17 protein-coding genes are annotated in these 23,359 nt (G+C 58.3%); 8 read left to right on the top strand and 9 right to left on the bottom strand.

Features of this window, described 5'->3' with window-relative positions; translation table 11 throughout:
• The first annotated feature begins 209 nt into the window (after window positions 1–209).
• Entirely contained in the window at window positions 210–2,393 is a 2,184-nt protein-coding gene (locus ACFZPT_RS04335; RefSeq protein ID WP_080758691.1) for an autotransporter outer membrane beta-barrel domain-containing protein, read from the top strand.
• Window positions 2,394–2,504: 111 nt separating this feature from the next.
• Here ACFZPT_RS04335 and ACFZPT_RS04330 read toward each other — a convergent pair whose 3' ends face one another.
• The 6 genes from ACFZPT_RS04330 to ACFZPT_RS04305 form a co-directional block, all read right to left on the bottom strand.
• A complete protein-coding gene (locus ACFZPT_RS04330; RefSeq protein ID WP_158231138.1) occupies window positions 2,505–6,080 on the bottom strand; it encodes a YncE family protein in 3,576 nt (1,191 codons plus the stop codon).
• Window positions 6,081–6,217: 137 nt separating this feature from the next.
• Window positions 6,218–9,529: a hypothetical protein gene (locus tag ACFZPT_RS04325; RefSeq protein ID WP_379558966.1), complete on the bottom strand. Its 3,312-nt coding sequence runs from the start codon at window positions 9,527–9,529 to the stop codon at window positions 6,218–6,220.
• 212 nt (window positions 9,530–9,741) lie between these two features.
• Window positions 9,742–10,770 carry an AbrB family transcriptional regulator gene (locus ACFZPT_RS04320; RefSeq protein ID WP_034096382.1) on the bottom strand — a complete coding sequence of 343 codons (1,029 nt, stop codon included), beginning with the start codon at window positions 10,768–10,770 and terminating at the stop codon, window positions 9,742–9,744.
• Window positions 10,763–12,277 carry a tripartite tricarboxylate transporter permease gene (locus ACFZPT_RS04315; protein WP_034096383.1) on the bottom strand — a complete coding sequence of 505 codons (1,515 nt, stop codon included), beginning with the start codon at window positions 12,275–12,277 and terminating at the stop codon, window positions 10,763–10,765. Before ACFZPT_RS04315 ends, ACFZPT_RS04320 begins: the two co-directional genes overlap by 8 nt.
• Window position 12,278: 1 nt before the next feature.
• Window positions 12,279–12,737, bottom strand: coding sequence for a tripartite tricarboxylate transporter TctB family protein (locus ACFZPT_RS04310; RefSeq protein ID WP_034096384.1), 459 nt, complete (start codon window positions 12,735–12,737; stop codon window positions 12,279–12,281).
• Between the two features lie 60 nt (window positions 12,738–12,797).
• Entirely contained in the window at window positions 12,798–13,781 is a 984-nt protein-coding gene (locus ACFZPT_RS04305; RefSeq protein WP_034096385.1) for a tripartite tricarboxylate transporter substrate binding protein, read from the bottom strand.
• A gap of 448 nt (window positions 13,782–14,229) precedes the next feature.
• Between ACFZPT_RS04305 and ACFZPT_RS04300 the strand changes: the two genes are divergently transcribed.
• Both ACFZPT_RS04300 and ACFZPT_RS04295 read left to right on the top strand, forming a co-directional pair.
• Window positions 14,230–14,901: a response regulator gene (locus ACFZPT_RS04300; protein ID WP_034096386.1), complete on the top strand. Its 672-nt coding sequence runs from the start codon at window positions 14,230–14,232 to the stop codon at window positions 14,899–14,901.
• The gene (locus ACFZPT_RS04295; protein ID WP_034096387.1) at window positions 14,894–16,279 is read left to right on the top strand and encodes a sensor histidine kinase; all 1,386 of its coding nucleotides are present in this window, start codon (window positions 14,894–14,896) and stop codon (window positions 16,277–16,279) included. The genes ACFZPT_RS04300 and ACFZPT_RS04295 overlap by 8 nt, the downstream gene beginning before the upstream one ends.
• Before the next feature lies 1 nt (window position 16,280).
• On the opposite strand, the gene ACFZPT_RS04290 is transcribed toward ACFZPT_RS04295, so the two are convergent.
• Both ACFZPT_RS04290 and ACFZPT_RS04285 read right to left on the bottom strand, forming a co-directional pair.
• The gene (locus tag ACFZPT_RS04290) at window positions 16,281–17,102 is read right to left on the bottom strand and encodes an HDOD domain-containing protein (protein ID WP_034096388.1); all 822 of its coding nucleotides are present in this window, start codon (window positions 17,100–17,102) and stop codon (window positions 16,281–16,283) included.
• Window positions 17,103–17,138: 36 nt separating this feature from the next.
• The gene (locus ACFZPT_RS04285; protein WP_040267582.1) at window positions 17,139–18,080 is read right to left on the bottom strand and encodes a folate-binding protein YgfZ; all 942 of its coding nucleotides are present in this window, start codon (window positions 18,078–18,080) and stop codon (window positions 17,139–17,141) included.
• Between the two features lie 139 nt (window positions 18,081–18,219).
• Here ACFZPT_RS04285 and ACFZPT_RS04280 point away from each other — a divergent pair, with 139 nt between their 5' ends.
• Window positions 18,220–18,474 (top strand): succinate dehydrogenase assembly factor 2, encoded by a 255-nt coding sequence (locus tag ACFZPT_RS04280; protein ID WP_034096390.1) that lies wholly within the window; start codon window positions 18,220–18,222, stop codon window positions 18,472–18,474.
• The gene (locus tag ACFZPT_RS04275; RefSeq protein WP_082036797.1) at window positions 18,458–18,904 is read left to right on the top strand and encodes a protein YgfX; all 447 of its coding nucleotides are present in this window, start codon (window positions 18,458–18,460) and stop codon (window positions 18,902–18,904) included. The genes ACFZPT_RS04280 and ACFZPT_RS04275 overlap by 17 nt, the downstream gene beginning before the upstream one ends.
• Here ACFZPT_RS04275 and nadB read toward each other — a convergent pair.
• Window positions 18,873–20,489: an L-aspartate oxidase gene (gene nadB / locus ACFZPT_RS04270; RefSeq protein WP_099312618.1), complete on the bottom strand. Its 1,617-nt coding sequence runs from the start codon at window positions 20,487–20,489 to the stop codon at window positions 18,873–18,875. The genes ACFZPT_RS04275 and nadB overlap by 32 nt on opposite strands.
• A gap of 465 nt (window positions 20,490–20,954) precedes the next feature.
• Between nadB and rpoE the strand changes: the two genes are divergently transcribed.
• The 3 genes from rpoE to ACFZPT_RS04255 are packed head-to-tail and all read left to right on the top strand — an operon-like array spanning window position 20,955 to window position 23,141.
• Window positions 20,955–21,536, top strand: coding sequence for an RNA polymerase sigma factor RpoE (gene rpoE / locus ACFZPT_RS04265; protein ID WP_003172477.1), 582 nt, complete (start codon window positions 20,955–20,957; stop codon window positions 21,534–21,536).
• Window positions 21,537–21,568: 32 nt separating this feature from the next.
• Window positions 21,569–22,156, top strand: a complete 588-nt coding sequence (locus tag ACFZPT_RS04260) for a sigma-E factor negative regulatory protein (RefSeq protein ID WP_034096393.1) — start codon at window positions 21,569–21,571, stop codon at window positions 22,154–22,156.
• 16 nt (window positions 22,157–22,172) lie between these two features.
• A complete protein-coding gene (locus ACFZPT_RS04255; RefSeq protein WP_099312616.1) occupies window positions 22,173–23,141 on the top strand; it encodes a MucB/RseB C-terminal domain-containing protein in 969 nt (322 codons plus the stop codon).
• Window positions 23,142–23,359: the final 218 nt, after the last annotated feature.

The raw sequence follows: 23,359 nt of genomic DNA, 5'->3' as shown, positions 1-23,359 counted from the left end.
GATTAAGAATAATCCTACGCGACCTTAGACTTGCCTTACATGAAGTTCCTCTTCGGCTCCGTACTCTAGGCCCCCACTGAAAGCCCAGGGCGATAAGCCTTTAATCGCTTGGCTTGTTCAGTCACCCGACTAGAGGTTAATTCTCCGTGACTCATATTAAATTTTTTACTCCAACTCGACTCGCTACTGCTATCAAGTTTTTGGCATTGATGCCATTGTCGCTCGCCGCCACAAAAGCGCTTGCTCTGGAAGTCTTTCCAGGCCATGAACTGACCATTGATGCCAGTTCTCCGTTAGACCGCTATAAGTTGAGCGGTGATGCAAAACTTATTTCCAATGGCGCCACGATCGTCAGTGTCCTTGCCAACGAATCGACCTTCGAAATGAATGGCGGTCGGGTACAGGCCGGCAATGAAGTGGGCGTTTCACTTTATGACAGTTATGCGAGCATCCGTGATGCGCATATTTCCAGTGACCGTTCTATCGGATTGATCGTGGGGAGCCAAGGTGCCCAGGGGTCGACGGCCGATGTTTTCAATACCCTGATCGAGGGCGCCACCCAAGGCGTTATCTTGAATGGCGCCAGCGTACTGACTTTGAATAACAGTGAGGTCATAGGCGGCGAGCAAGGCCTGTTGGCCGTTGATGGGAACTTGAACGCGAATCAGAGCCGCATCACTGGCGCCACCAATGGTATTGAAGTCTATCGGCACCCGACTGCACCGAACCCGGCGTCCTTTACGTTCAACCAGACGGCTGTGGTTGGCGAGAGCGGCGCGGCTATTGTGGTGAAGTCTCCTGGCGTGGTCGAGATCGATGTCAATAACGGCTCCACCCTGCAGGGTGGGAATGGCAACATGCTGGAATTGACGAATGGCGGTTCGGCCAACATGCGCGTCAACAGCAGCGCCCTGGCCGGCAACGTTCAAGTCGGCACCGGCAGCGCACTGGACCTGAACCTGGACAGCGCCACCATGCACGGCGATGTGATCAACAGCGGCGGCACCGCCAGCGTCGGTCTCAACAACGGCTCGATCCTGACCGGCCGCCTGGAGAACGTCGATAAGCTGGCAATCAACAGCGATGCCACCTGGGTGATGGTCGATCACCAGCAGGTAGGCGACCTCTCCATGAGCGGCGGCAACGTCAAGTTCGGTGAGTCCGGCACGTTCTACCAATTGGACGTCGCTAACCTGTCGGGCAACGGCACGTTCCATATGACCGCGGATTTCTCCACGTTGACTGGCGATTTCCTCAACGTTACGGGCACTTCCTCGGGTGAGCACAAACTGCTGATCGCCAGCAGCGGTGCCGACCCGCTTAGCGCTGATCGTCTGCACGTGGTTCACACGGCGGACGGCGGTGCCCAGTTCAGTTTGCTCGGTGATCGTGTGGATGTCGGTACTTATTCCTACAGCCTGATCAACGAAAACGAAGGCAAGGATTGGCTGCTCGACCCGGAGAGCAAAGTGATCAGCCCAAGCACCAACTCCGTATTGGCGTTGTTCAACGCTGCACCGAGCGTGCTGTTGGGTGAGACGACTACGCTGCGTACCCGTATGGGTGAGTTGCGTTTCAGCCAAGGCCAATCTGCGGGGCTGTGGACGCGCGCTTATGGCAATCGGTATGAGGTGTCCAACGACAAGACTGGCCTGGGGTACAACCAGTCGCAACGCGGTTTCTCCATCGGTGTAGACGCGCCTGTCGAAGCGGGCGACGGCCAGTGGATTATCGGTGGGATGGTCGGTCACAGTAACTCGAACCTGGATCTGAACCGTGGCAGCAGCGCCACGATTAACAGCTACTACGTGGGCGGTTACGCCACCTGGCTGGATGCCGAAAGTGGTTTCTACTTCGACGGTGTGCTCAAGTTCAACCGCTTGCACAACGAGTCGAACGTGGCCATGAGCGACGGCAAGAAAGCCAAGGGCAACTACACGCAGAACGCAGTGGGCGCTTCGGCGGAAGTGGGTCGGCACATCAAGCTGGCTGACGATTACTTCGTCGAGCCTTACGGCAAGCTGGATGCGGTGATTACCCAGGCCCAGAGTTATACGCTGGACAACGGCCTGGATGCCAAGGGTGACCGGTCGAGCACAGTGATCGGTGAGCTGGGCACCACCGTCGGACGGACGATCCAACTGGAAAGCGGCAGCGTGTTGCAGCCGTACCTGAAGGCGGCGATAGCCCATGAGTTCGATCAGAGCAACCAGGTGTCCGTTAACAATAACGCGTTCAACAATGACCTGTCGGGTTCGCGTTTCAAGGTAGGTGCGGGTGTCGCGATGTCCGTGTCGCAGAACCTGAAGTTGCATGCGGATCTGGAGCACAGCACCGGCAAGAACATCAAGCAGCCTTATGGTGTGAATGTGGGCCTGCGTTACGATTTCTGAGCAGGTAAAACCAACGCCGGATGTCATGCAGTTTGCCGGCACAATAAAAAACCCGCCTCGAAAGAGGCGGGTTTTTTTTAACAATTAAGTTAACAGCGTGGGATATAACACTTACAGGCTGACCACGATGATATTGGCATTTCCAGAGTTGGCCACATAAGCACGGCTGCCATCAGAGGTAATAACAATCTCTTTAGGTCGGTCCAGTGGGTAGCTACTGGTATTGATTTCTCCAGTGATGGATTGGGTGGACGTATCGATGATTTTTATCGAGTTTTCTCCATGTAAACACATGTAGGCTTTTGTGCCGTCTGGCGCAAATGCAATGCCCCAAGGATAGCCGAGGTTGTCAATTCTCTTGATAAGTGTCACGGGGACGGTCGCAGCGGACAACATCATCAAATACCCATCCGTCGCATACGAACCGGCGTTGGTTGCGTAAATAACGTCGGCAGTGGGGCTATAGGCTAATCCAAAGTTTCTTCCTGAGCCACGAGGAACAGTAAATGAGCCTATTATGGTGCCTGAAGCCTGATCGAATGTTCTTATATGATAGCCATTTGTATAAATTCGAGTGCCTGAATGATTGAAGGCAATTGCTTGTGTATAGTAACTGCCGCCATTAAGCCATCTCACATACTTGTTAGTCGAAGTGTCTATTTCTTGGAGACCTCCATAATATTCGTTTCCACTGTAAAGGCGGGATCCTGTTGGGTTTAAGCGTAGAGCTGAGTTGTATGGGAAACCAGCAGACGAGATCGTCGCTATTGTCTGAAAATGCGTGGTTTCAATAACCAGCGTCGAGGTACTCAGTAAGCTGACGTACAGATTCCGGCCATTCGGGCTAACCGCTATACCCGAAAGCGCCCCCGTTCCAGTCACTTGGAGCGTACGAATCACTTCCCCCTTGTCGGTGTCGATCACTGAAATCGTTCTGTCACCCACATTGGTCACATAGAGTCTCGAGTCGTCCTTGGACAGAGCAAGGTGACTAGGGGTATGCCCTACTTGAATCTCGCCTTCCACGACCCCCGATGCTTTTTTGATCCTGTACACCGGTGACCGGCTAAAGTGCTGAGCCGTCGATTCGTTCCCGCTGCCATCGAGCGATACCCGCGCCTGAATCGTCACTGTGCTGTTATCGGGCAGTGACCTGAGGTAGCTGGCAGGGATCAGATCGAGGGTACGTCCGGCCGTGAATTCAGCGGATGTGACGGGCATTGAAACGCGAAGCGCAAGGTCGGTGGAACTCAATATATCAATCCACAGCAATTGCGAGGCCCGGAAAAACGGCCACCGGTTAATTCGCACATGGTTGGCAACACTGGGGTTGATTGCCCCGCCTACTGTTTCGGGAATAGTGACCAAATCAAGTAACGAGTCCGGTAGCGCTAAAACCTCCACGGTAAGATTCGGCGAACTAGTCGTCCCAGAGGCTTCCATCAGTTGGTACGACACGTTGAACTCACCACCCAAGTAAGCCGCGACAAAGTCGCTCGATAAGTTGAAGCGCGTGTAGGTTTCACCCGGTTCGGGTATGGAGGGCCGTGCGGGGATGTCTGGAGTACCGACCCCCGGTTTACCGGTGATAATGATTTTAATGTCTGCGTCGTTCGGAAAGGTGTTCGACGTCACGCGGACTTCCAAGGAAGGTGGGTTGGGTGCAATCACATGCACAGGGTTGAGTTCAACCCGGGTTTCCGAGATGTACGTGGCTTGCACCACACTGGGTAACGGTAAGATACGCGGTCCGCCAATCGCAATGATCAGTTCCAGGGAAAACTGAGTGGGCCCTGGCATTACTGGTTTGAGTTCGTAATACAAATGCGCCGTGCCGCCCTCGTTGTTCAGTACAACGGTGCGACCAATGGTGAAGGGGATTTCGGCATCCTCCCAGTTTTCGTCTATTCGGAACCATGGGCTCGTGTAACTACCACCCGGTTTCGAACCGATGAATATGACTCTGATCTCCGTGCCCGCGACGATAGACGGATGCGGTTGTACCCTGACGTTCAAATTACCTTTGTGGATCAAAGGGTTGAATCTAAAGTCGGGTGGTACTGCCTGCAGTGTCGTAGGCGCCGGCAGTTTATTTTGAGTCTTGCCAACGTAGATGATCGCTACGTCTGACGGTGGCCTTGGAATACCGCCGTTAATGATGTAATGAGCCTTGAAATAGCCTCCGTAGAGGGCGAAGAAGAACGCGCCATCCAAGATGAAATCAATATCGCCCGTGCCGGCGACGTCCGTGTAGGTCGCATAAGTAGGGGCACCACTGGCTGGAAACCCCACCACCACCAGCTCAACCCTATCTTGCGAGTTTTGCCCCATGTAGTGCGGGACTACGATATGCACCGGGTCGGTATTTTCGGGCAACACTCCGTTGATCAGACCCTGCACCTCTGGAGGCGGCAACTGTGTACCGGTGGGGTTGCCGAAAATGTAGTAAAGCGCGGCTGAGGAGTTACGGTCGGGTGTGCCTGGGCGAATCCGTTTGTAGGTGATCAGAATCAGACCATCGACCAGGGGTAAGAGGAAAGAAAGGGGCAGGGGGATATATGCCCTGATCAGGTTGGTATTCGTTACCGTATAGCGCAGCACGATTGAGCTGGATATGGCATGAACAAGCCCATAGACGGTCAGGACGACCACATCGTTGATGTTGTAGCCGTTGAAGCGTATCGGCACTTCGATGGTCGCGTCACCTATGAGATCCGGCACATTGATGACGTCCTTATCGATTTCCGGGTCGTAGTGCGATTCAAGGACATGCACCATTGGCAGCAGCGGTTCCACACCGTTCCCGGCCCGAAGTTCGATCAATCTGGACGGTGAGAAGCCGGGGGAGTGATTGCCTGCCTTATCGACGACGTACCACTGGACCAGATGCACGCCATTGGGCAGTTGGCTCCAGGTCCCATGGTAAGCCACGATCCGTATTGGCTCATTGCCGGAAGCCTCGAAAGATGTGACGGTGTGCTTGATAATTACGCCGCCGATACTGACGTGAATGACATCGTTCTCTTTACGGCTATGGACGGGAGATTCGTTGGTATTCAAAGGGTAATTGGCGATCAGCATCGACACGCCGAGGCCTATCTGCTCATCGGTAACGAACCCAAAGTTTTCGATTTGGGGATCCTCAAACGTGACAGGGCTCATGTTGTCGTTGTAAGGCGTACTGGGGATCGGGTCCCTGCCCACAGGGGGCTCACGGTCTGCGAGAAAATTGAACACTTTGCTGCTTTCGACAGCGCCGCCCGTGCGCTTAACAAAGGCTTGCACGGTGTTGTTCGCTTGGTCGATAAAACGACCGCTGTCCATGAACAGGACAGTGATCTGGTCGTTATCTATTTCTTCTTGGCTAACGGTGTGAATAGGTCCCCGTACGCCATTGATCTCCAGCCAGATAAAGTCATCCGCCTCCCTTTCCAGGTACCCCGGAAGCAGACAGATAACCCCCTTCGTGTGGAGCACCAACGCCGCTTTGTTGAGCGCGGCATCGTGACCGGCAACGGGTTTTGTTTCAGTGGGAAAGATAATCACCAAGTCGCTGAACGGTTTGAGTTCGCCGGGAAACAATCTACGGGGTAAAAGCCCGCTAGGTGGCTTGGGGACGCAATGGGAGATGATTGCAGGTAGGTTAGTACCGTCTGAGCGGGTCTCAGCATTCTGATCCAAGGTCATGATCGTCAGCCTCTTGGGGTTGGTCGGTGCGGACACCCCACCCTCAAGGCAGGGCGCGTCGAGAATCATTGAGCGCCGAGCACAACGAGCTGCCTAGCTGTGAGAAATGACAGTCACGACCAACGGTCATTCGTCCGCTATAACACCACCAAGGACACAGAATCGCCGCCGATATTTGCCACATAGCCATGGGAGCCGTCTGGAGCCACCACCACTGCGCGTGGCTTGTTGAAGCCGGCGTATGTGCCGATCAACTGCCGCGAGCGCGTGTCGATAATGCCCAGTAGGTCGCCGTCGGTCTGCGACACGTAGGCACGGTCGCGACCGCGTTCAAAGGCGATATGCAAGGGCCCAGATAACCCTGTCAGTCGCTGGGGGATGCCGTGATTCACGGTATTGCCGATCGTGACGCTGCCGCCTGTCCGGCTGACGATGTAGACCTCCGCCCCCCTGGGATTGTGGGCAATTGCACTGGGCGCCGAAGGGGTGTCGACGCTATCGATCAGGGTGTTGGTGTGCAGATTGAGAATCGACCAGTCAAAAAATGTTGCCACATGTGCGCGGTTGTTATCGGGGCTGATGACCACGTCAATCGGCTCGCGCACTGGAATCGAGGACAGGCGTTGATGGTTGGTGGTGTTGATCACCACCAGTTCTGATGCGCCTGTATCCGCCACATACAAGCGGGAACCGTTGGCGTTAAGAGTGATACCTGCGACCGTTGTAAACCCGGTGATGGTATCGATCAGCGTGTAATCCTGTGTGTTGTAAATGCGAATAGGCGTGTTGACCGCCACGCTGTTGTCCGTCACGTACAATCTTGGAGCGGTTGGATTGATCGCGATGTGCAAGGGCGTCCCTGGCACTGCGAAGTGGTGAATGACACGGTTGCGCAGTGTGTCGATTATCCAGATAGACGTGTCGCCAAACGCGCAGGCGACATACAGCAATTCTCCGTTCGGGCTCAGCACCATGGCGTTCGGCGCACGACCCACCGTAATAGTTGCAAAAACGCCGACGGTATTGGTGATCCTGTAGTGAGCGGTACGCAAGCGGATGGCCGAGGTCTTGTTGGCACTGCCGTTGAGCGATACCCGTACTTCAATCGTCAAGGTGCTTTGAGTAGGCAACGAACGCAGGTAATCGGCGGGTATCGTGACCTCCACGCGCCCGGCGCTGAATTGCGCGGCGGTCAGTGGTACGCCATCAAGCAGGGCAAGATTGGCTGCGCCCTTGAGATCGACCCATATCGCCTGCCCGACGCTTATGAACGGCCATGCAAGCATCAGCACGCTATTAAGCATGTTGGCTCTTACTATGCCGTTCGATGCCTGAGGCACGGTGACCAGATCCAGCATCTGCTCCTGGAAAGGGTCGATGGTCAAGGTTAAAAGCTGGGAGGCGGTGTCGGCACCGGCGCGGGTGACGATGTAGGACAACACAGCTTTTCGGCCCAGATTGGCGGAGATCACTTTGTTGCTCAGGATGAAATCCACATAGCCCTTCGCGGGGTCGCCTGGTCGCGCAGCAATGGTGGGCGTTCCTTGCCCGTGAGTGCCAACGAAACTCGGTTGAATATCGTCACTGGCCAGCATCGGTGTGTAGCTTACTCGCAGTGTGCATATCGGCGGGTTCAGAACGTGTTGCGGGTTGAGCCTGGCGCTGTTCAATCCCGTGACTGTGCTCTCCAGCACCAGTGGCACCGGCAATTGCAGGCGACTGCCGACGGTGATCACCAGTGCCTTGGAGTAGCGGGTGCGCTGGCCCGGTTTTTCTACCCGATAATAAATGCGAGCCGAACCGTTGAGGTTGGCGAGAATGAACTGTCGTTGGATCACAAACGCCAACTCCTGCCCGACCCATGGTGGGGTGATGAGAAATGCATCGGGTGGGGCGCTGCCGCCGACTGCACTGCCTTCGCAATACAGAGTTACCGTGGCGTCTACAACGAAAGCAGCGTTAGCCGGGACTCTCACATCGGCATTGCCCAGGGATACGTCGGGGTCGAAGGTGAAACCGGGGGCAGGCGCTTGCAGTACTTCAGGCTGGGCCAGTGCGTCCAAGGGGTCGCCAATGCGCAATGACAAAATGTCAGAGGGGGGCCGTTGGCCGATATGGTTGATGAAGTAGTAGAGCATCAGTTCGCCGCCATCCAGTTGGCGGATGTCGCCGTCAGCGCTGTTGGGCAGTTCGAATACGATGCTGTCCTCGCCCGCCACTGCGACATACTCCCGATAGAATCGGTGGCCGTAGACGTTAGTGCCCTCTAATACCAACGTGACGCAATCAAACGGCTTTTGCCCTGTGTAGCTCGTGATCGTGACGATTACCGGGTCGGTCAAGGGGGGCAGGACGCCGCCGCTGGCGGCCGGCACTTGCGGCGCCGCAAGAGCGGTTTGCTCGGGGGTTCCCGTGACTCGGACGAAGGCGTTTTCAGAGGGCACGTTGGCCTGACCTGCGCGAACCCGTTCATAACTGAGTTCGATCATGGCGCCGATAAGCGCGCGTACATCGGCATTGGGCCACGGGACGTCGGTGAAGGTGGGTGTCGTCGACGTGATACTGACGGTGTAGGTTTTATCAACGTCGCCGCCGTCCAGCGCGCGCCCTCGAAGGGTCAGTCGAGCTTCGTCGCCCAATGCCCAGCCTTTGCCAGCAACAGCGAACCTGAGGGTTGCGTCTTTGCCTAGCAAGGCGTCCGCATCCAGCGTTCCTGTAGGTGCCTCGACAACGTGGGCAGGGTCCAGCAGGCGTTCGTTGGGATTAAGCCGCACTTCAATCAGTTGCGTCGGCGAGCGGCCCGGCGCGTGGTTGCCTACTTCATCGATGACATCGTAGGCGCAGGTCTGGTAGCCGCTGCCGATCTGCAGCCATGTGCCGTAATAAACCATGATTGAAATCGGCAGTGTGCCGCTGGCTTCGTTCTCGGTCACGGAATGCTCAATGATTTGCCCACCGATAATCAGGCGAATGCGATCACGAACCGCTCGGTGAGTAGTGGAAAGGCGGGTGAGGTCGGAGGGATAAAAGGGAATTCTCACCGCGACCCCGCGTTGGGCTGCGGCTGAATCAATCAAAAAATGTGCAGGTTGAGGGCGTGGCAGTTGTTCATTTACCCACGGCGGCTGTTGAATAAGGTCGTTGCCGGTTGGCGCTACGGTGTCGATCTTGAGAGTCAGGCGCTGGGTTTCTTCTGCACGCTGATCAGGGTGCGTCACCCGAAAAAACACAGGTCCTACCGCGCCCTCATCCAGTCGCGCCATGGATATGTGCAGGCTGATCGACTTCCCATCGCGCGCCTCCTCCTTGCTGACGTTATGGTGATCGATCGGTACCAGCAAGTCGCCGCAGAACAGTTGGATAAGATCGCCTTCTACCTGACCGGCGTAGGTGCGCAAGATGCAAATCAGGCCGGGGCTGCCATGGTTCTCCAGCAACAGTTTGTACACGCCACCGGAGAAGCCCGCGACTGGCGTCGTCAGGCCAGGAATGTTGGGGGCTAGTTGCCCAACGCTAGGGCGCGCGGTCGGAACCGGAGTCATGCTTGACACCTCGTGCGGATGCTCGAATCACATGCGGATTGAACGCCGAACGAGGCAGCTAGGCTAACTGTGAGAAATGACAGTTGCGACAGACGGTACGGTCCTGCGTGGGAAGCCCGCTACGGCTGGCGATTCCATCGTCGGAACAAGGGTTCCGCCAAAAACAGCACAAACAATAAACGCATCACCTGCATCGCCGTCACCAGCGGCACTGACAGTTGCAGGGTTTCGGCCGTAAGACTCATCTCGGCAATGCCACCCGGCATCATGCCCAGGGTCAGCGAGCGCAGGTCCAAGTGGGTGAGGGCGCTCAGGCCCACGGCGGCCAAGGTCGCCAGCGCCATGGTCAGAGCGGTGCCGACTAAAGTACGAGCCATGAACGACGGCGCGCGGCGGAAGAACTGGCGGTTGAAATGGCAACCCAGTCCACTGCCGATCAGCCATTGGCCGATTTGGCTGCCGCCGTCGGGCAGGCCGATATGCAAATCCCAGACAACGCTGGCGGTCGCACTGACCAATAACGGGCCGAACAACCATGGGTTTGGCTGACGCAGGCGCTGCCAACCCCAGGCCACCAGAGCCCCCAGCGGAAACAGCAACGCCAGCCACGCCCAACTCACCGGTGCCGGATGAAACTGCGGCGCGCCGCCCCCCAGCACATACTTGAAGATCGCCGGTACGCACAGCACCACCGCCAGCACGCGCAGGCTCTGCCCCGCCGCGACACGGCTGAGCACCGCGCCGTTGCGTGCGCCGAGGTTGACCATCTCACCGGACCCGCCCGGCATGCTGGAGAAAAACGCGGTGGCGCGGTCTTCACCGCTACGGCGCATCAGCCACACGCCCACCACGCTCGACAGGCTGGTGACCAGCGCGCCGAAGAAGATCAGGCCGAAGTGGCTCATCACCTGCTCAATCACCACTGGGGTGAAGTGCAGGCCGATGCCGATCCCCACCACCCATTGGCCGCATTTACGTCCGCCGGGAATCTCCGCCAACTGCCAGGGCGTGAGGCAACGCACCAGAATGATCGCCAGCAACGAGCCGACCATGTACGGCAATGGCCAGCCGATCAGGCTGGCCAGGTAACCGCCGGCCAGGCCGACCAGCGGTGTTCCCCACCAATGTTTAAGGGTGACCTCAGACATTGGCCACAGCGCGGCGCTGTTGGGCGCGTTTGCGCCAGATCCGCAGCAGCGGCACGAACAGCATGATCGCGGTCAGTACCCAGACGCCAAAGGTGATCGGGCTCGACCACAGAATCTCCAGCGCACCGTTGGAGATCGATAGCGCACGGCGCAGGTTCTGCTCCATCAGGCCGCCGAGGATAAAGCCCAACAGCACCGGCGACAGCGGGAAGTCCAGCTTGCGCAGGATGTAACCGAAGATGCCGATCCCGACCATCAGGAACAGGTCGAAAGTGGTGGCATGCACCGCGTACACACCGATCGCGGTGATGATGGCGATCACCGGCACCAGCGCCCAGTTCGGCACCGCGAGGATGCGCGTGAAGATCCGGATCATCGGGATGTTGAGGATCACCAGCATGATGTTGGCGATAAACAACGAAGCGATCAGGCCCCAGACAATGTCCGGTTGCTGTTGGAACAGCAGCGGGCCGGGGGTGATGTTGTACAGCGACAGGGCGCCGATCATCACTGCGGTGGTGCCCGAGCCAGGTACGCCCAGGGTCAGCATCGGCACCAGAGCGCCGCAGGCGGATGCGCCGATCGCGGTTTCCGGGGCGGCGAGGCCGCGCATGTCGCCCTGGCCGAACTTGCCGCTGGCACCAGCCATGCGTTTCTCGGTCATGTAGGCCACGGCCGAGGCCAGCGTTGCACCGGCGCCCGGCAACACACCCATGATGAAGCCCAGCAGGCCGCAACGGATATTCACCACGAATACCGACGCCGCTTCCTTGACGTTGAACATCATGCGCCCGGTGGCCTTGACCGCTTCCTGGCCACGGTGGGTTTTTTCCAGCAGCAACAGGATCTCGCTGATGGAGAACAGGCCTAGCACCAGAACAACGAATTGGATGCCGTCGGTGAGGTGGATATTGTCGCCGGTAAAACGGTAAACGCCGCTGTTGGCATCGATGCCGACTGCCGACAGGAACAGGCCGATCAACGCCGCGACGAAGGTCTTCAACGGCTTGTCACCGGCCATGCCGCCCAGGCAGACAATCGCGAACACCATCAGTACGAAATATTCCGCCGGGCCGAAGGCAATCGCCCATTTGGCCAGCAGCGGCGCAAACAGCACCATGCCGCAGGTGGCGATGAACGCACCGATGAACGAACTCCACGCCGACAAAGACAGCGCCACACCGGCCAGGCCTTTGCGGGCCATCGGGTAGCCGTCGAGGGTGGTCATTACGGTGGAAGCTTCGCCCGGGATGTTAAGCAGGATCGAACTGATCCGGCCGCCGTATTCGCAGCCCAGGTACACCGCCGCCAGCAGGATCAGCGCCGATTCCGGCGGCAGGCCCAGGGCGAACGCGATGGGGATCAACAGCGCCACGCCGTTGATCGGGCCCAGGCCCGGCAGCAGGCCGACCACGGTGCCGATCAACGTGCCGCACAGCGCGGTCACCAGGTTGTAAGGGGACAGCGCCACGCCGAAGCCCTGGCCCAAGTAGCCAAAAGTATCCATATCAGTTCTCCAGAACGTCGAGCAGGCCAAGGGGCAACGGCACATCCATGACCTTATCGAACAGCAGGTACAAACCGATGGCCATCAGGGAGACGATCACCACGCTGGGCATCCAGCGGCCGCCGTACAGGCGCGCCATCGGGATGCCGATCAGCATGCTGCTGAGGATGAAGCCCAGCGGTTCGAAGGTGGCGGCGAACACAATCAGCAGCACCACGCAGAGGCTGATCTTGATCAGGGTTTCGCGATCCAGCGCCGGTTCTTCTTCGGTGTGCTTGGTGGCCTGCGGGCGAATCAGCATGTAGATCAGCGCCAGGCTCATCAGCCCGAGGATCAGCAGCGGGTAGGCGCGGGGCCCTACCGGCTCGTAGGAAAACGACGCCTGATAGGGCCAGGCCATCAGCGCCAGACCGGCACAGGCCAGCAGCAGCGCGGCCGCGAATATGCGTTGTAAGAGCATGTTGAACTCCTGGGCCATGCCTGGGGTTTACCAGGCATGGCCGCGCGACAGAGGGGGCGATTACTGGATCAGGCCGAACTCTTTGGCCAGCACTTTGTAGTCAGCCACCTGTTTCTTCACATAGGTGTCCAGCTCCGGGCCGGTCATGGCGAACGGGAACAGCTCGCGCTGGTCACGCAGCTTGGCGAACTCTTCGGAGGCCAGCAGTTTGTCGAACGCGTCTTTCCACCAGGCGTACTCGGCATCGCTGACTTTTGGCCCGAGGTAGAAGCCGCGCACCACTGGCCACACGATGTCGTAGCCTTGCTCTTTGGCGGTCGGGATATCCTTCATTTCCGGCTCGTTCAGGCGCTGCTCGGAGAACACCGCCAGCAGACGCATGTCGCCGCTGAGGATGTGCGGCATGGAGTCGGAGATGTCGGTACTGCCCACTTGAATATGACCACCAAGCAGGGCCGTGGCGATTTCACCGCCGCCTTCGAGGGCCACATAGCGCAGCTCGCGCGGGTTGATCCCGGCGGCTTTGGCGATCAGGGCGGTTTGCATCCAGTCCTGGCTACCGACGGTGCCGCCGGAACCGATCACCACGCTGCCCGGATCTTTCTTCAGGGCTTTGACCAAATCATCGAGGGTCTTGTAGGGCGAATCGCTTTTTACCGCGATGGCGCCGTAACTGGTGCCGACCGCGGCCAGCCAACGTACGGCGCTTTCATCGAAACGCCCGAACTTGCCTTGCGCCAGGTTCAGCAGCGAACCGCTGGACCAGGCCACCAGCGTACCGGCATCCGCTGGACGCTGTGCGACCACGGCGTTGTAGGCCACCGCGCCGACGCCGCCGGGCATGTAGGTCACGCGCATCGGTTTGCTCAGCAGTTTCTCGTTGACCAGTGCGCTTTGCGCCAGTTTGCAGGTCAGGTCGAAACCGCCGCCGGGGGAGGCCGGGGCGATGCATTCCGGGCGCTTGGGCTCGTCAGCGGCCAGCAGTTGGCCGGCGAACAACATGCAGCCGGCGGTGAGGGCCAATTTACGCAATGAAAGGGTCATGGGTGTCTCCGTCGTTTTTGTTATGAGGTTCTACTGCCAGGCACTACTTACCAGAGCGCGACGCTGTAGCTGACGAGCAGGCGCGTTTCATCCGATCCGCAGTCTTCGAAAAGGGCGGTTTGGCTGAGCGACGAAATAAAACCGGCAAGGGCGGTCTGGGTCGGGCGGGAAATACGAACAGGCGGGCAAGTCTGGGGCTGTGTCGACAGCATCGTGGTGCACTCCGGTATTGTTCTTATTTTTACGAAAACGCATCGAGGCGCTTTTCGGGCGCTGCGGATTAGGCAACTGGGTGGGCAAGACTCACCGTGAGCTGGATGCTAAAGGGCGAAGCTTTCACTAACCTTTCAGCCACCTTTCAATGTTTTCGGGCTTCACAGGGCACCGGGCGCCTGTAAACTCCCCGCCAAAGCGTGGCATCGACCACTCCTGAATGAGGCAGAAAACCATGCGTGTCCTTCTGGTTGAAGACCATTTGCAACTCGCCGACAGTGTGGCCCAGGCGCTCAAGAGCACGGGTTTGACCGTCGACGTGCTGCACGACGGCGTCGCCGCCGACCTGGCCTTGAGCAGCGAGGACTACGCAGTGGCCATCCTCGATGTGGGGCTGCCGCGCATGGATGGTTTCGAGGTGCTCGCACGTTTGCGAGCCCGGGGGAAAAATCTGCCGGTGCTGATGCTGACCGCGCGAAGTGACGTCAAAGACCGTGTGCATGGCCTGAACCTGGGCGCCGACGATTACCTGGCCAAGCCTTTTGAACTGACGGAACTGGAAGCACGGGTCAAGGCCCTGTTGCGTCGCAGCGTGCTGGGCGGCGAGCGCCAGCAAACCTGCGGCGTGCTGGTGTACGACTTGGACACCCGGCGCTTCACGTTGGGCGGCGAACTGCTGACATTGACCTCCCGTGAACAGGCGGTGCTCGAAGCGCTGATCGCGCGTCCGGGCCGGGTGATGAGCAAAGAGCAACTGGCCTCCCATGTGTTTGGCCTGGACGAGGAGGCCAGCCCCGATGCGATCGAAATCTACGTGCATCGCCTGCGCAAAAAACTCGATGGGCAACCGATCGCCATCGTGACGTTCCGCGGCCTTGGCTACCTGCTGGAAGCCCGCGATGCATAAGCCCAGCAGCCTGCGCTGGCGCCTGCTGTGGAACCTGGCGCTGTTGCTGGTGCTGTTGATGTTGGCCAGCGGCATGAGTGCCTACTGGAACGGTCGCGAAGCTGCCGATACCGCCTACGACCGTACGCTGCTGGCGTCGGCACGAACCATCGCGGCCGGCCTGACCCAGGTGGACGGCACTCTCAGCGCCAATGTGCCCTATGTGGCCCTGGACACCTTCGCCTACGACAGCGCCGGGCGCATTTACTACCAGGTCAACGACATCGATCAGAAGCTGATCTCCGGCTATGAGAACCTGCCCGGTCCACCTCCCGGCACACCGCGTACCGATGATTACCCGGCCCTGGCGCGTTTCTACAACGCCAAGTACCAGGGCCAGGAAGTGCGCGTAGTCAGCCTGCTTAAAGCGGTTTCCGAGCCGAACATGAACGGTATGGCGGAAATCCGCGTGGCCGAGACCGACGAAGCAAGGGTCAGCATGGCCCGTAGCCTGATGGCCGATACCCTGCTGCGCCTGGGCATGCTCGCGGTCGGTGCGTTGCTGCTGGTGTGGTTTGCCGTGAGCGCCGCGCTCCGCCCGCTGGACCGTTTGCGTAAAGCCGTGGAGGAGCGTCAGCCCGACGATCTGCGGCCGTTGCCATTGGTGGAGGTGCAGCATGAGTTTGGCCCGTTGGTCAGTTCACTCAACCACTTCACCGAGCGCCTGCGCGGGCAATTCCAGCGCCAGGCGCAGTTTATCGCCGATGCGTCCCACGAACTGCGCACTCCGCTGGCCGCACTCAAGGCCCGCCTGGAGTTGGGGTTGCGCGCCGAAGACCCGGCGACCTGGCGCAGCACCTTGGAAACCGCGGCTCAAGGCACTGATCGCCTGACCCATCTGGCTAATCAGTTGCTGTCCCTGGCGCGCATCGAGAACGGCGCCCGGGCGATTGCCGAAGGCGGCGCGCAGTTGTTGGATCTGAGTCAGTTGGCCCGCGAACTGGGCATGGCTATGGCGCCTCTGGCCCACGCGCGCGGCGTGGCCCTGGCGCTGGAAGCCGACGAGCCGGTGTGGCTGCGCGGCGAACCGACACTGTTGAACGAACTGCTGAGTAACCTGGTGGACAATGCCCTGGCGCACACGCCGCCTGGTGGCAACGTGATCCTACGGGTGATGGCGCCGGCGGTGCTGGAGGTGGAAGACGATGGCCCGGGCATCCCGCTGGATGAACGGGATCGGGTGTTCGAACGGTTCTATCGGCGTAGCCAGCAGGGTATGGGCTCGGGCCTGGGCTTGGCGATTGTCGGGGAAATCTGCCGGGCGCATCTGGCGCAGATCAGTCTGCATGATGGCAAGCGGGCAGGTTTGAAAGTGCGGGTAAGTTTTATCGCCGGGTGAATCAGTAGAACATCGACCGCGCTTCATCCAGTTCCGCACGCAGGCTGTCGCTGTAGGGGTCGACGCGCAGCTTTTTCATGGCAGGGATCTCGGAAACCACCACGTTTGCCAGGGGGTGACTGGTGCCGCGGTGGCAGTACAACACGGCGACTTGCACGAGATCAATGTAGTCGAGGCGGTCGGAGTCACGCTCGAAGTTCAGGTACTGCCCCGGCAGTTTTGCCAGCATTTCGGGAAAGTCCCAGCCACTGAGCAACTTATCGCCCAGCTTAGGATGGATGCTGTCGATCACATGATTGAGGCTAACCGGGTCTGCCAGCAGCTCGTAGTGGTCTTCGGCGTAGGTGAGGATCGGCAGTACGCCGATCTGGTGCACCAGGCCACCGAGTGCCGCCTGATCCGGCTTGAGTTGGCTGTGGCTGCGGCACAAGGCATAGCTCACGCCCGCCACTTCCAGGCTGCGGCGCCAGACATCGCGCATTTTCTGTTCGACGACTTCGGAGCGGGCGTGAAAGATCTGCTCCATCACCAGGCCAATCGCCAGGTTGCTGCTGTAATTGGTGCCCAGCCGCGTGATGGCGGTGTGCAGGTCGGTGACTTCCTGAGTGGCGCGCAGCAGCGGGCTGTTCACCACTTTGATCAGGCGTGCGGACAGGGCGGTATCGCGACCGATCACTTTGCTCAAATGGCTGATGCTGATTTCCGGGTCTTCGGCAGCCTGACGAATCTTAAGGGCCACTTCCGGTAATGTCGGCAGAACCAGGTCATCGTTATCGATAGCCTTGACCAAAGCCTGTTGGACTTTTTCCGCCAGCTTGTTCATTCATGATCTCTAGGGTGTTGCAAAAAAGTATGACGACTAGCGTTGGATCTCTCGATCACGGTCGAGGGTATAAGGCAAGTCAAGCAGTCGCAGACCTGGGCCTTCAAGCGTGCCTAAATGCACATCGCCACTATCGGCAGCTTCGGCTTGCAATACGGCCAGAAGTTCAATGACCTGGTCAGCTTTTGCTGCGATCACCACTTCACCGATCGAGCTGCTGTGGCTCGGCGAAAACAGAGGAGTGCCTGGCTCGGGCATTTGCGCCGAATCAAGGCTTAAGCGGTACAAGCGGCGCTTGAGTTTGCCCAGGTATTGCATACGCGCGACGATTTCCTGGCCGGTGTAGCAGCCTTTTTTGAAACTCACACCGCCCACGGCTTGCAGGTTGAGCATTTGCGGGATGAACAGTTCACGAGTTTGCGGCATGACTTGGCCGATACCGGCGCGAATCTGGCCCAGCAGCCATTCATTCAAATCAGCTTGATCAAGGGTTTCACTCAATTGGGCTTTGACGGCGTCGGCTCGATCCGAGGGTACCCAGAGTTCGCTGCGGTCGGGTGAGACCCGAATCGCGATCAAGTGCTCGTTGCGGGCTACGCTATCGGTCTCGGCCGGCAGCTCAAGCCCGAGGTTGGCCAGGGCCGAATCCGCATTCACCAGACCGAAACGGGACCAGGCGGCACTTTCGTCGGTCAGCTTGGACTTGGAGAACACCGCGTATTTTTTCAGGTCGGCCAGTTGCGGCTCCAGTAGCTCGCTGGCCATGGCCAGCAACACGCCGTCACCTTGCAACAAGATGCGAAAGCTCGACTGCATGCGCCCTTTTTGAGTGCAGCGCGCGCCCAGGCTGGCCTGGGTATCACTCAGGTAATTGAGGTTGCAGGTCAATTGGCCTTGCAGGAATTTAGCAGCATCGGCGCCGCGGACGGCGAGGACACCTTCGTGGATCAGGGGGCAGAAGAAAGCAGAATCAGCCATGGTTCATCGCAGGTCAAAAAGTCATGGGTGCATCATAGAGGGGCGCCCGGCAAATGGATAGTTTCCGTAGGGGCGACCAAAGCCGACTGTTCCACTGCTGTCGGGCCTGTATACTTGCGCTCTATTTGAGGAGCGCTCCATGGTCGAAGATGTAGAACTCAATCGCCTCTACTGGCACAGCCGTCGCGGCATGCTTGAGCTGGATGTATTGCTGGTGCCTTTCGTCAAAGAGGTTTATTCCACCCTTAATGAAGTGGACCGCAAGGTGTATGTGCGTCTGCTGGAGTGCGAAGACCAGGATATGTTCGGCTGGTTCATGGAGCGCGCCGAGTCGGATGATCCGGAACTGCAGCGTATGGTTCGGATGATTCTGGACCGTGTCCAGCCTAAGTAATCGCTTCGAATGCCGTTGGCAGCCGTCACGGCGGCTGCTGGTGGCGTATCTTTTCGCCCAACTGTTCGCGTTGGGTGCGTTGGCATTGATTGATCTCGCTTTCTCAACTCTGGCGATAGTGCTGTGTCTGGGGCATGCCGCCTGGGTGTTGCCGCGACACATTCTGTTGTCACACCGTTCGTCGATTCGAGGCCTGCGACGCGATGAAGACGGCTGGCAATTATTCAGTGAGCAGCGTGGCTGGCACGCCGTGCAGTTGCTCCCGGATAGCTTGGCGTTGCCCCTGATCGTGGTGCTGCGATATCGGGTCAAGGGGCAGTGGTGGGCGCGTTCGATCTGTGTGCCCAAGGACGCGCAGGCGGCGGATACACACCGGCGCCTGCGGGTACGCTTGAAGTTCAGCCGGCGTAGGTGGCTGGCACCAGGATAGTGTCGCGGGCTTCGGGGAGCATCTGCGGGTAGTCGAGGGTGTAATGCAGGCCTCGGCTTTCCTTGCGTTCCATGGCCGAGCGGATCATCAGCTCGGCCACCTGAGCCAAGTTGCGCAGCTCGATCAGGTCACGGCTGACTTTATAGTTGCTGTAGAACTCGTCGATTTCATCCAGTAGCAACCGCACCCGATGTTGTGCCCGTTGCAGGCGCTTGTTGGTGCGCACGATGCCCACGTAGTCCCACATGAAGCGCCGCAGCTCATCCCAGTTGTGGGCGATGATCACGTCCTCGTCCGAGTCGGTGACTTGGCTGGCGTCCCAGCGGGGCAGGGCGGCCGGCACCGGAATTCGCGGCAGTTGCTCAAGGATATCCATCGCCGCTGAGCGGGCATACACGAAGCACTCAAGCAGCGAGTTGCTAGCCATGCGATTGGCACCATGCAGGCCGGTGAAGCTGGTTTCACCAATGGCATAAAGGCCGGGCACATCGGTGCGGCCATGCTGGTCAACCATCACGCCGCCGCAGGTGTAGTGCGCGGCCGGTACGACGGGGATCGGGCCTTTGGTGATATCGATATTGAAGGCTAGGCAGCGCTCGTAGACGGTGGGGAAGTGCGTCTTGATGAATGCCTCGGGTTGATGGCTGATGTCCAAGTAGACGCAGTCGATGCCCAGGCGCTTCATTTCATGGTCGATGGCGCGGGCGACGATATCGCGCGGGGCCAGTTCGGCGCGGGGGTCGAAGCGTTGCATGAAGCGTTCGCCGTTCGGCAGTTTCAAGTGCGCGCCTTCGCCGCGCAGCGCTTCGGTGATCAGGAAGCTCTTGGCCTGCGGGTGATACAGGCAGGTGGGGTGGAACTGATTGAACTCCAGGTTGGCCACTCGGCACCCCGAGCGCCAGGCCATGGCGATGCCGTCGCCGCAGGCACCGTCAGGATTGCTGGTATAGAGATAGACCTTTGCCGCGCCGCCCGACGCAAGAATGGTGAAGCGCGCGCCGTAGGTATCGACCTCGCCGCTGCTGCGGTTTAGAACGTAGGCGCCGAGGCAGCGCTCGCCTTCCAGGCCCAGGCGCTTTTCGGTGATCAGATCGACGGCGACGCGTTGCTCCAGCAGTTCAATGTTGGGGCGTTGACGGGCCTGATCCAGCAATGTTCTGAAAATAGCCGCGCCGGTGGCATCGGCGGCATGGATGATGCGGCGATGGCTGTGGCCGCCTTCACGGGTCAGATGGAACTCGAAACCGCCGTCGTCGGCGCTGGCGTGTTCGTCACGGGTGAAGGGTACGCCTTGATCGATCAGCCATTGGATCGCTTCGCGGCTGTGCTCAACGGTGAAACGCACCGCTTCTTCATTACACAGCCCGCCACCGGCGTTGAGGGTGTCTTCGACATGGGACTGCACCGTATCGGTGTCATCCAGCACGGCGGCAACACCGCCTTGAGCCCAGAATGTCGAGCCATTGGCCAGGTCGCCCTTGCTCAGTACGGCGATGCGCAGGTGGCTGGGGAGGGTCAGGGCAAGACTTAATCCGGCTGCGCCGCTGCCAATCACCAGAACATCGTGTTGAAACTGTTGGCTCATTTGAAGGATTCCGCAAAAAGCGATCCAAGGGCTAGTGGCGCTGACGGGACGCCTGGATCGGCGAATCAAAGGGTCACACGGCCCACTAGTATATAGAGGGGGGGAGCGGCACAATAGCCAGGCATTCGTGGCAATGTGAGATTACGGTGCGCGGCTTGGGTATAATCCGTCGGTTATTGAATTGGGAACTTTTTGCATAAGCCCCGACTCAATAGCAGGTTGCCCGAAAGCTGGGAAAACGTTGAGTTTATTGGCCCGTCGGGAGCATTGGACGCGTCAGGAAACCGACGACAAGATTATTCGCGCAGCCGGCGTTGCCCGCGCTGCGTTTTTCGTGTGTGCCAAATCAGTGCATGCCGGAAACTTGCTTGGAGGGGGAGAACTTTTGCGAAAAGTCCGAGTCTATGTTTGCAAGCCTGATCGTTTAGTTATGCAAGCCTCCTTCAAGTACAACGAGGAGTGTTCATGCTAACCCAGGAAGAGGATCAGCAGCTGGTCGAGCGCGTACAACGCGGCGACAAGCGCGCATTTGATCTGCTAGTGCTGAAATACCAGCACAAAATTCTCGGGTTGATCGTGCGATTTGTGCACGACACCCACGAAGCGCAGGACGTTGCACAGGAAGCCTTTATCAAGGCGTACCGTGCACTCGGTAATTTTCGCGGTGACAGTGCGTTTTATACGTGGCTGTATCGCATCGCCATCAACACGGCGAAGAACTATCTGGTGTCTCGCGGACGCCGCCCACCAGATAGTGATGTTAGTTCAGAAGATGCAGAATTTTACGATGGTGATCACGGCCTCAAAGATCTCGAGTCGCCGGAGCGTGCATTGCTGCGCGACGAGATCGAAGGAACCGTTCATCGCACAATTCAGCAATTGCCAGAAGATTTGCGTACGGCGTTAACTTTACGTGAATTCGATGGTCTGAGTTATGAAGACATTGCGAGCGTCATGCAATGTCCGGTGGGGACTGTAAGGTCACGGATTTTCCGGGCCCGGGAAGCCATCGACAAAGCCTTGCAACCGTTGTTGCAGGAAAACTAAAGACAGCGGCGACAGCCAAGAGAGGAACCGCCATGAGTCGTGATGCCCTGCAGGAATCGCTGTCCGCAGTGATGGATAACGAAGCGGATGAACTGGAACTTCGTCGAGTGCTCAACGCATTCGATGACGCCGAAACCCGTGATACCTGGTCTCGTTACCAAGTCGCTCGGGCGGTGATGCACAAGGATCTTCTAATCCCTCGTCTGGATATTGCTGCGGCCGTTTCTGCCGCGTTGGCTGATGAAGCCGTTCCGGCAAAAGCTGCCCGTGGTCCATGGCGTAGCCTGGGTCGCCTTGCAGTTGCTGCCTCGGTGACTGTCGCCGTGTTGGCGGGTGTTCGTCTTTACAATCAGGACGAAATTGCCGGTGCCGAATTGGCCCAGCAGACTCAGCAACCGGTCATGGCTGGCCCGCAAGTCAAAGGTCCGGCAGTGCTCGCAGGCTATAAGGAAAGCTCCGACGCCACCGGCCCTATGGCCAACGGTGTATTGCAGGGGCAATCCGGTTGGCAGGATCAGCGTCTCCCAGGATACCTGCGTCAACATGCACAGGAATCTGCCCTGAAAGGCACTGAAAGCGCTCTGCCATACGCTCGCGCCGCTAGTCTGGAAAATCGTTGAACCGCTAAGGAGCTCTATGCGTGCCATACCGCTCCTTACGCTTTTGCTCAGTGGTTGGTTTGTACTTCCCGCCCATGCCGATGAAGCCCAAGACTGGCTGAGTCGACTTGGGCGCGCAGAGCAACAGCAAAGTTTCGAAGGTACGTTCGTCTACGAACGTAACGGCAGCTTTTCCACCCATGACATCTGGCACCGTGTCCAGAATGGGCAAGTCCATGAGCGGCTTTTGCAGCTTGATGGCTCTGCTCAGGAAGTTGTGAGAGTGGACGGCCGCACACAATGCGTAAGCGGCGCGTTAGTCGCCGGGCTTGGCAATTCTCGAGACGCCTCTTCCCGTGTGCTCGATCCGCAGAAACTCAATCAATTCTATGATCTGGCGGTGATAGGGAAATCCCGTGTTGCTGGCCGAAATGCTGTGATTGTGTCTATCACTCCTCGTGACCAATACCGTTATGGATTTGAACTGCATCTGGATCGTGAAACCGCCCTACCGCTCAAGTCCTTGTTGCTCAACGACCAAGGTCAGTTATTGGAGCGCTTTCAGTTCACCCGCTTGAATACGGCGATTTCGCCTGAAGATCGTAACTTGCAACCGAGCAAGGATTGCACGCCGGTCGCAGCGGTAAACAGCGACGAGTTAGAGATAGCACCAACCGATGCGTGGCACTTGGAATGGTTACCGCCGGGGTTTCAGTTAACGAATTCCAGCGCGCGCGAGGATGCCCACACCAAAAACACCATCGACAGTTTGATGTATGAAGATGGTCTGGCAAGATTTTCGGTGTTTCTAGAGCCCATCAGTGATGGCGGTGTCACGGAAAACCGTACTCAGCTAGGACCCACTGTCGCGGTTTCCCGTCGCTTGAATACGGTTGACGGTGAAATGATGGTGACGGTTGTTGGAGAAATCCCTATCGGTACCGCCGAGCGTATTGCGCTGTCGGTGCGCGGTGAAAAAAAGGCAGCCGCTAAGCCTTTGCCGTGAGTTGTTAATTCTATGTTCATCCTGATCTTTCAATTTACAACCATGCACGCTTGGCTGCCGAGAGCATGAAATGTCTGGATCAGGATTTTCACTTGCAAAAATCTTCCATCTTTTTTATAGGTCAGAGTTTGTCGGCTCTGGCCTTGTTTTGTTCGCGGAACAAAAACGGCGGACGCAGTTTCCGGCGTTTCTTGAACCCTATCGCTCAACCTTGCTCG

The organism is Pseudomonas sp. MD330_10 (assembly GCF_042610415.1).
In the GTDB taxonomy this organism is placed as follows: Bacteria; Pseudomonadota; Gammaproteobacteria; order Pseudomonadales; family Pseudomonadaceae; genus Aquipseudomonas; species Aquipseudomonas rhodesiae.
Note: the sequence above shows the minus strand (reverse complement) of the source record. Positions and strands in the feature narration are given on the sequence as shown.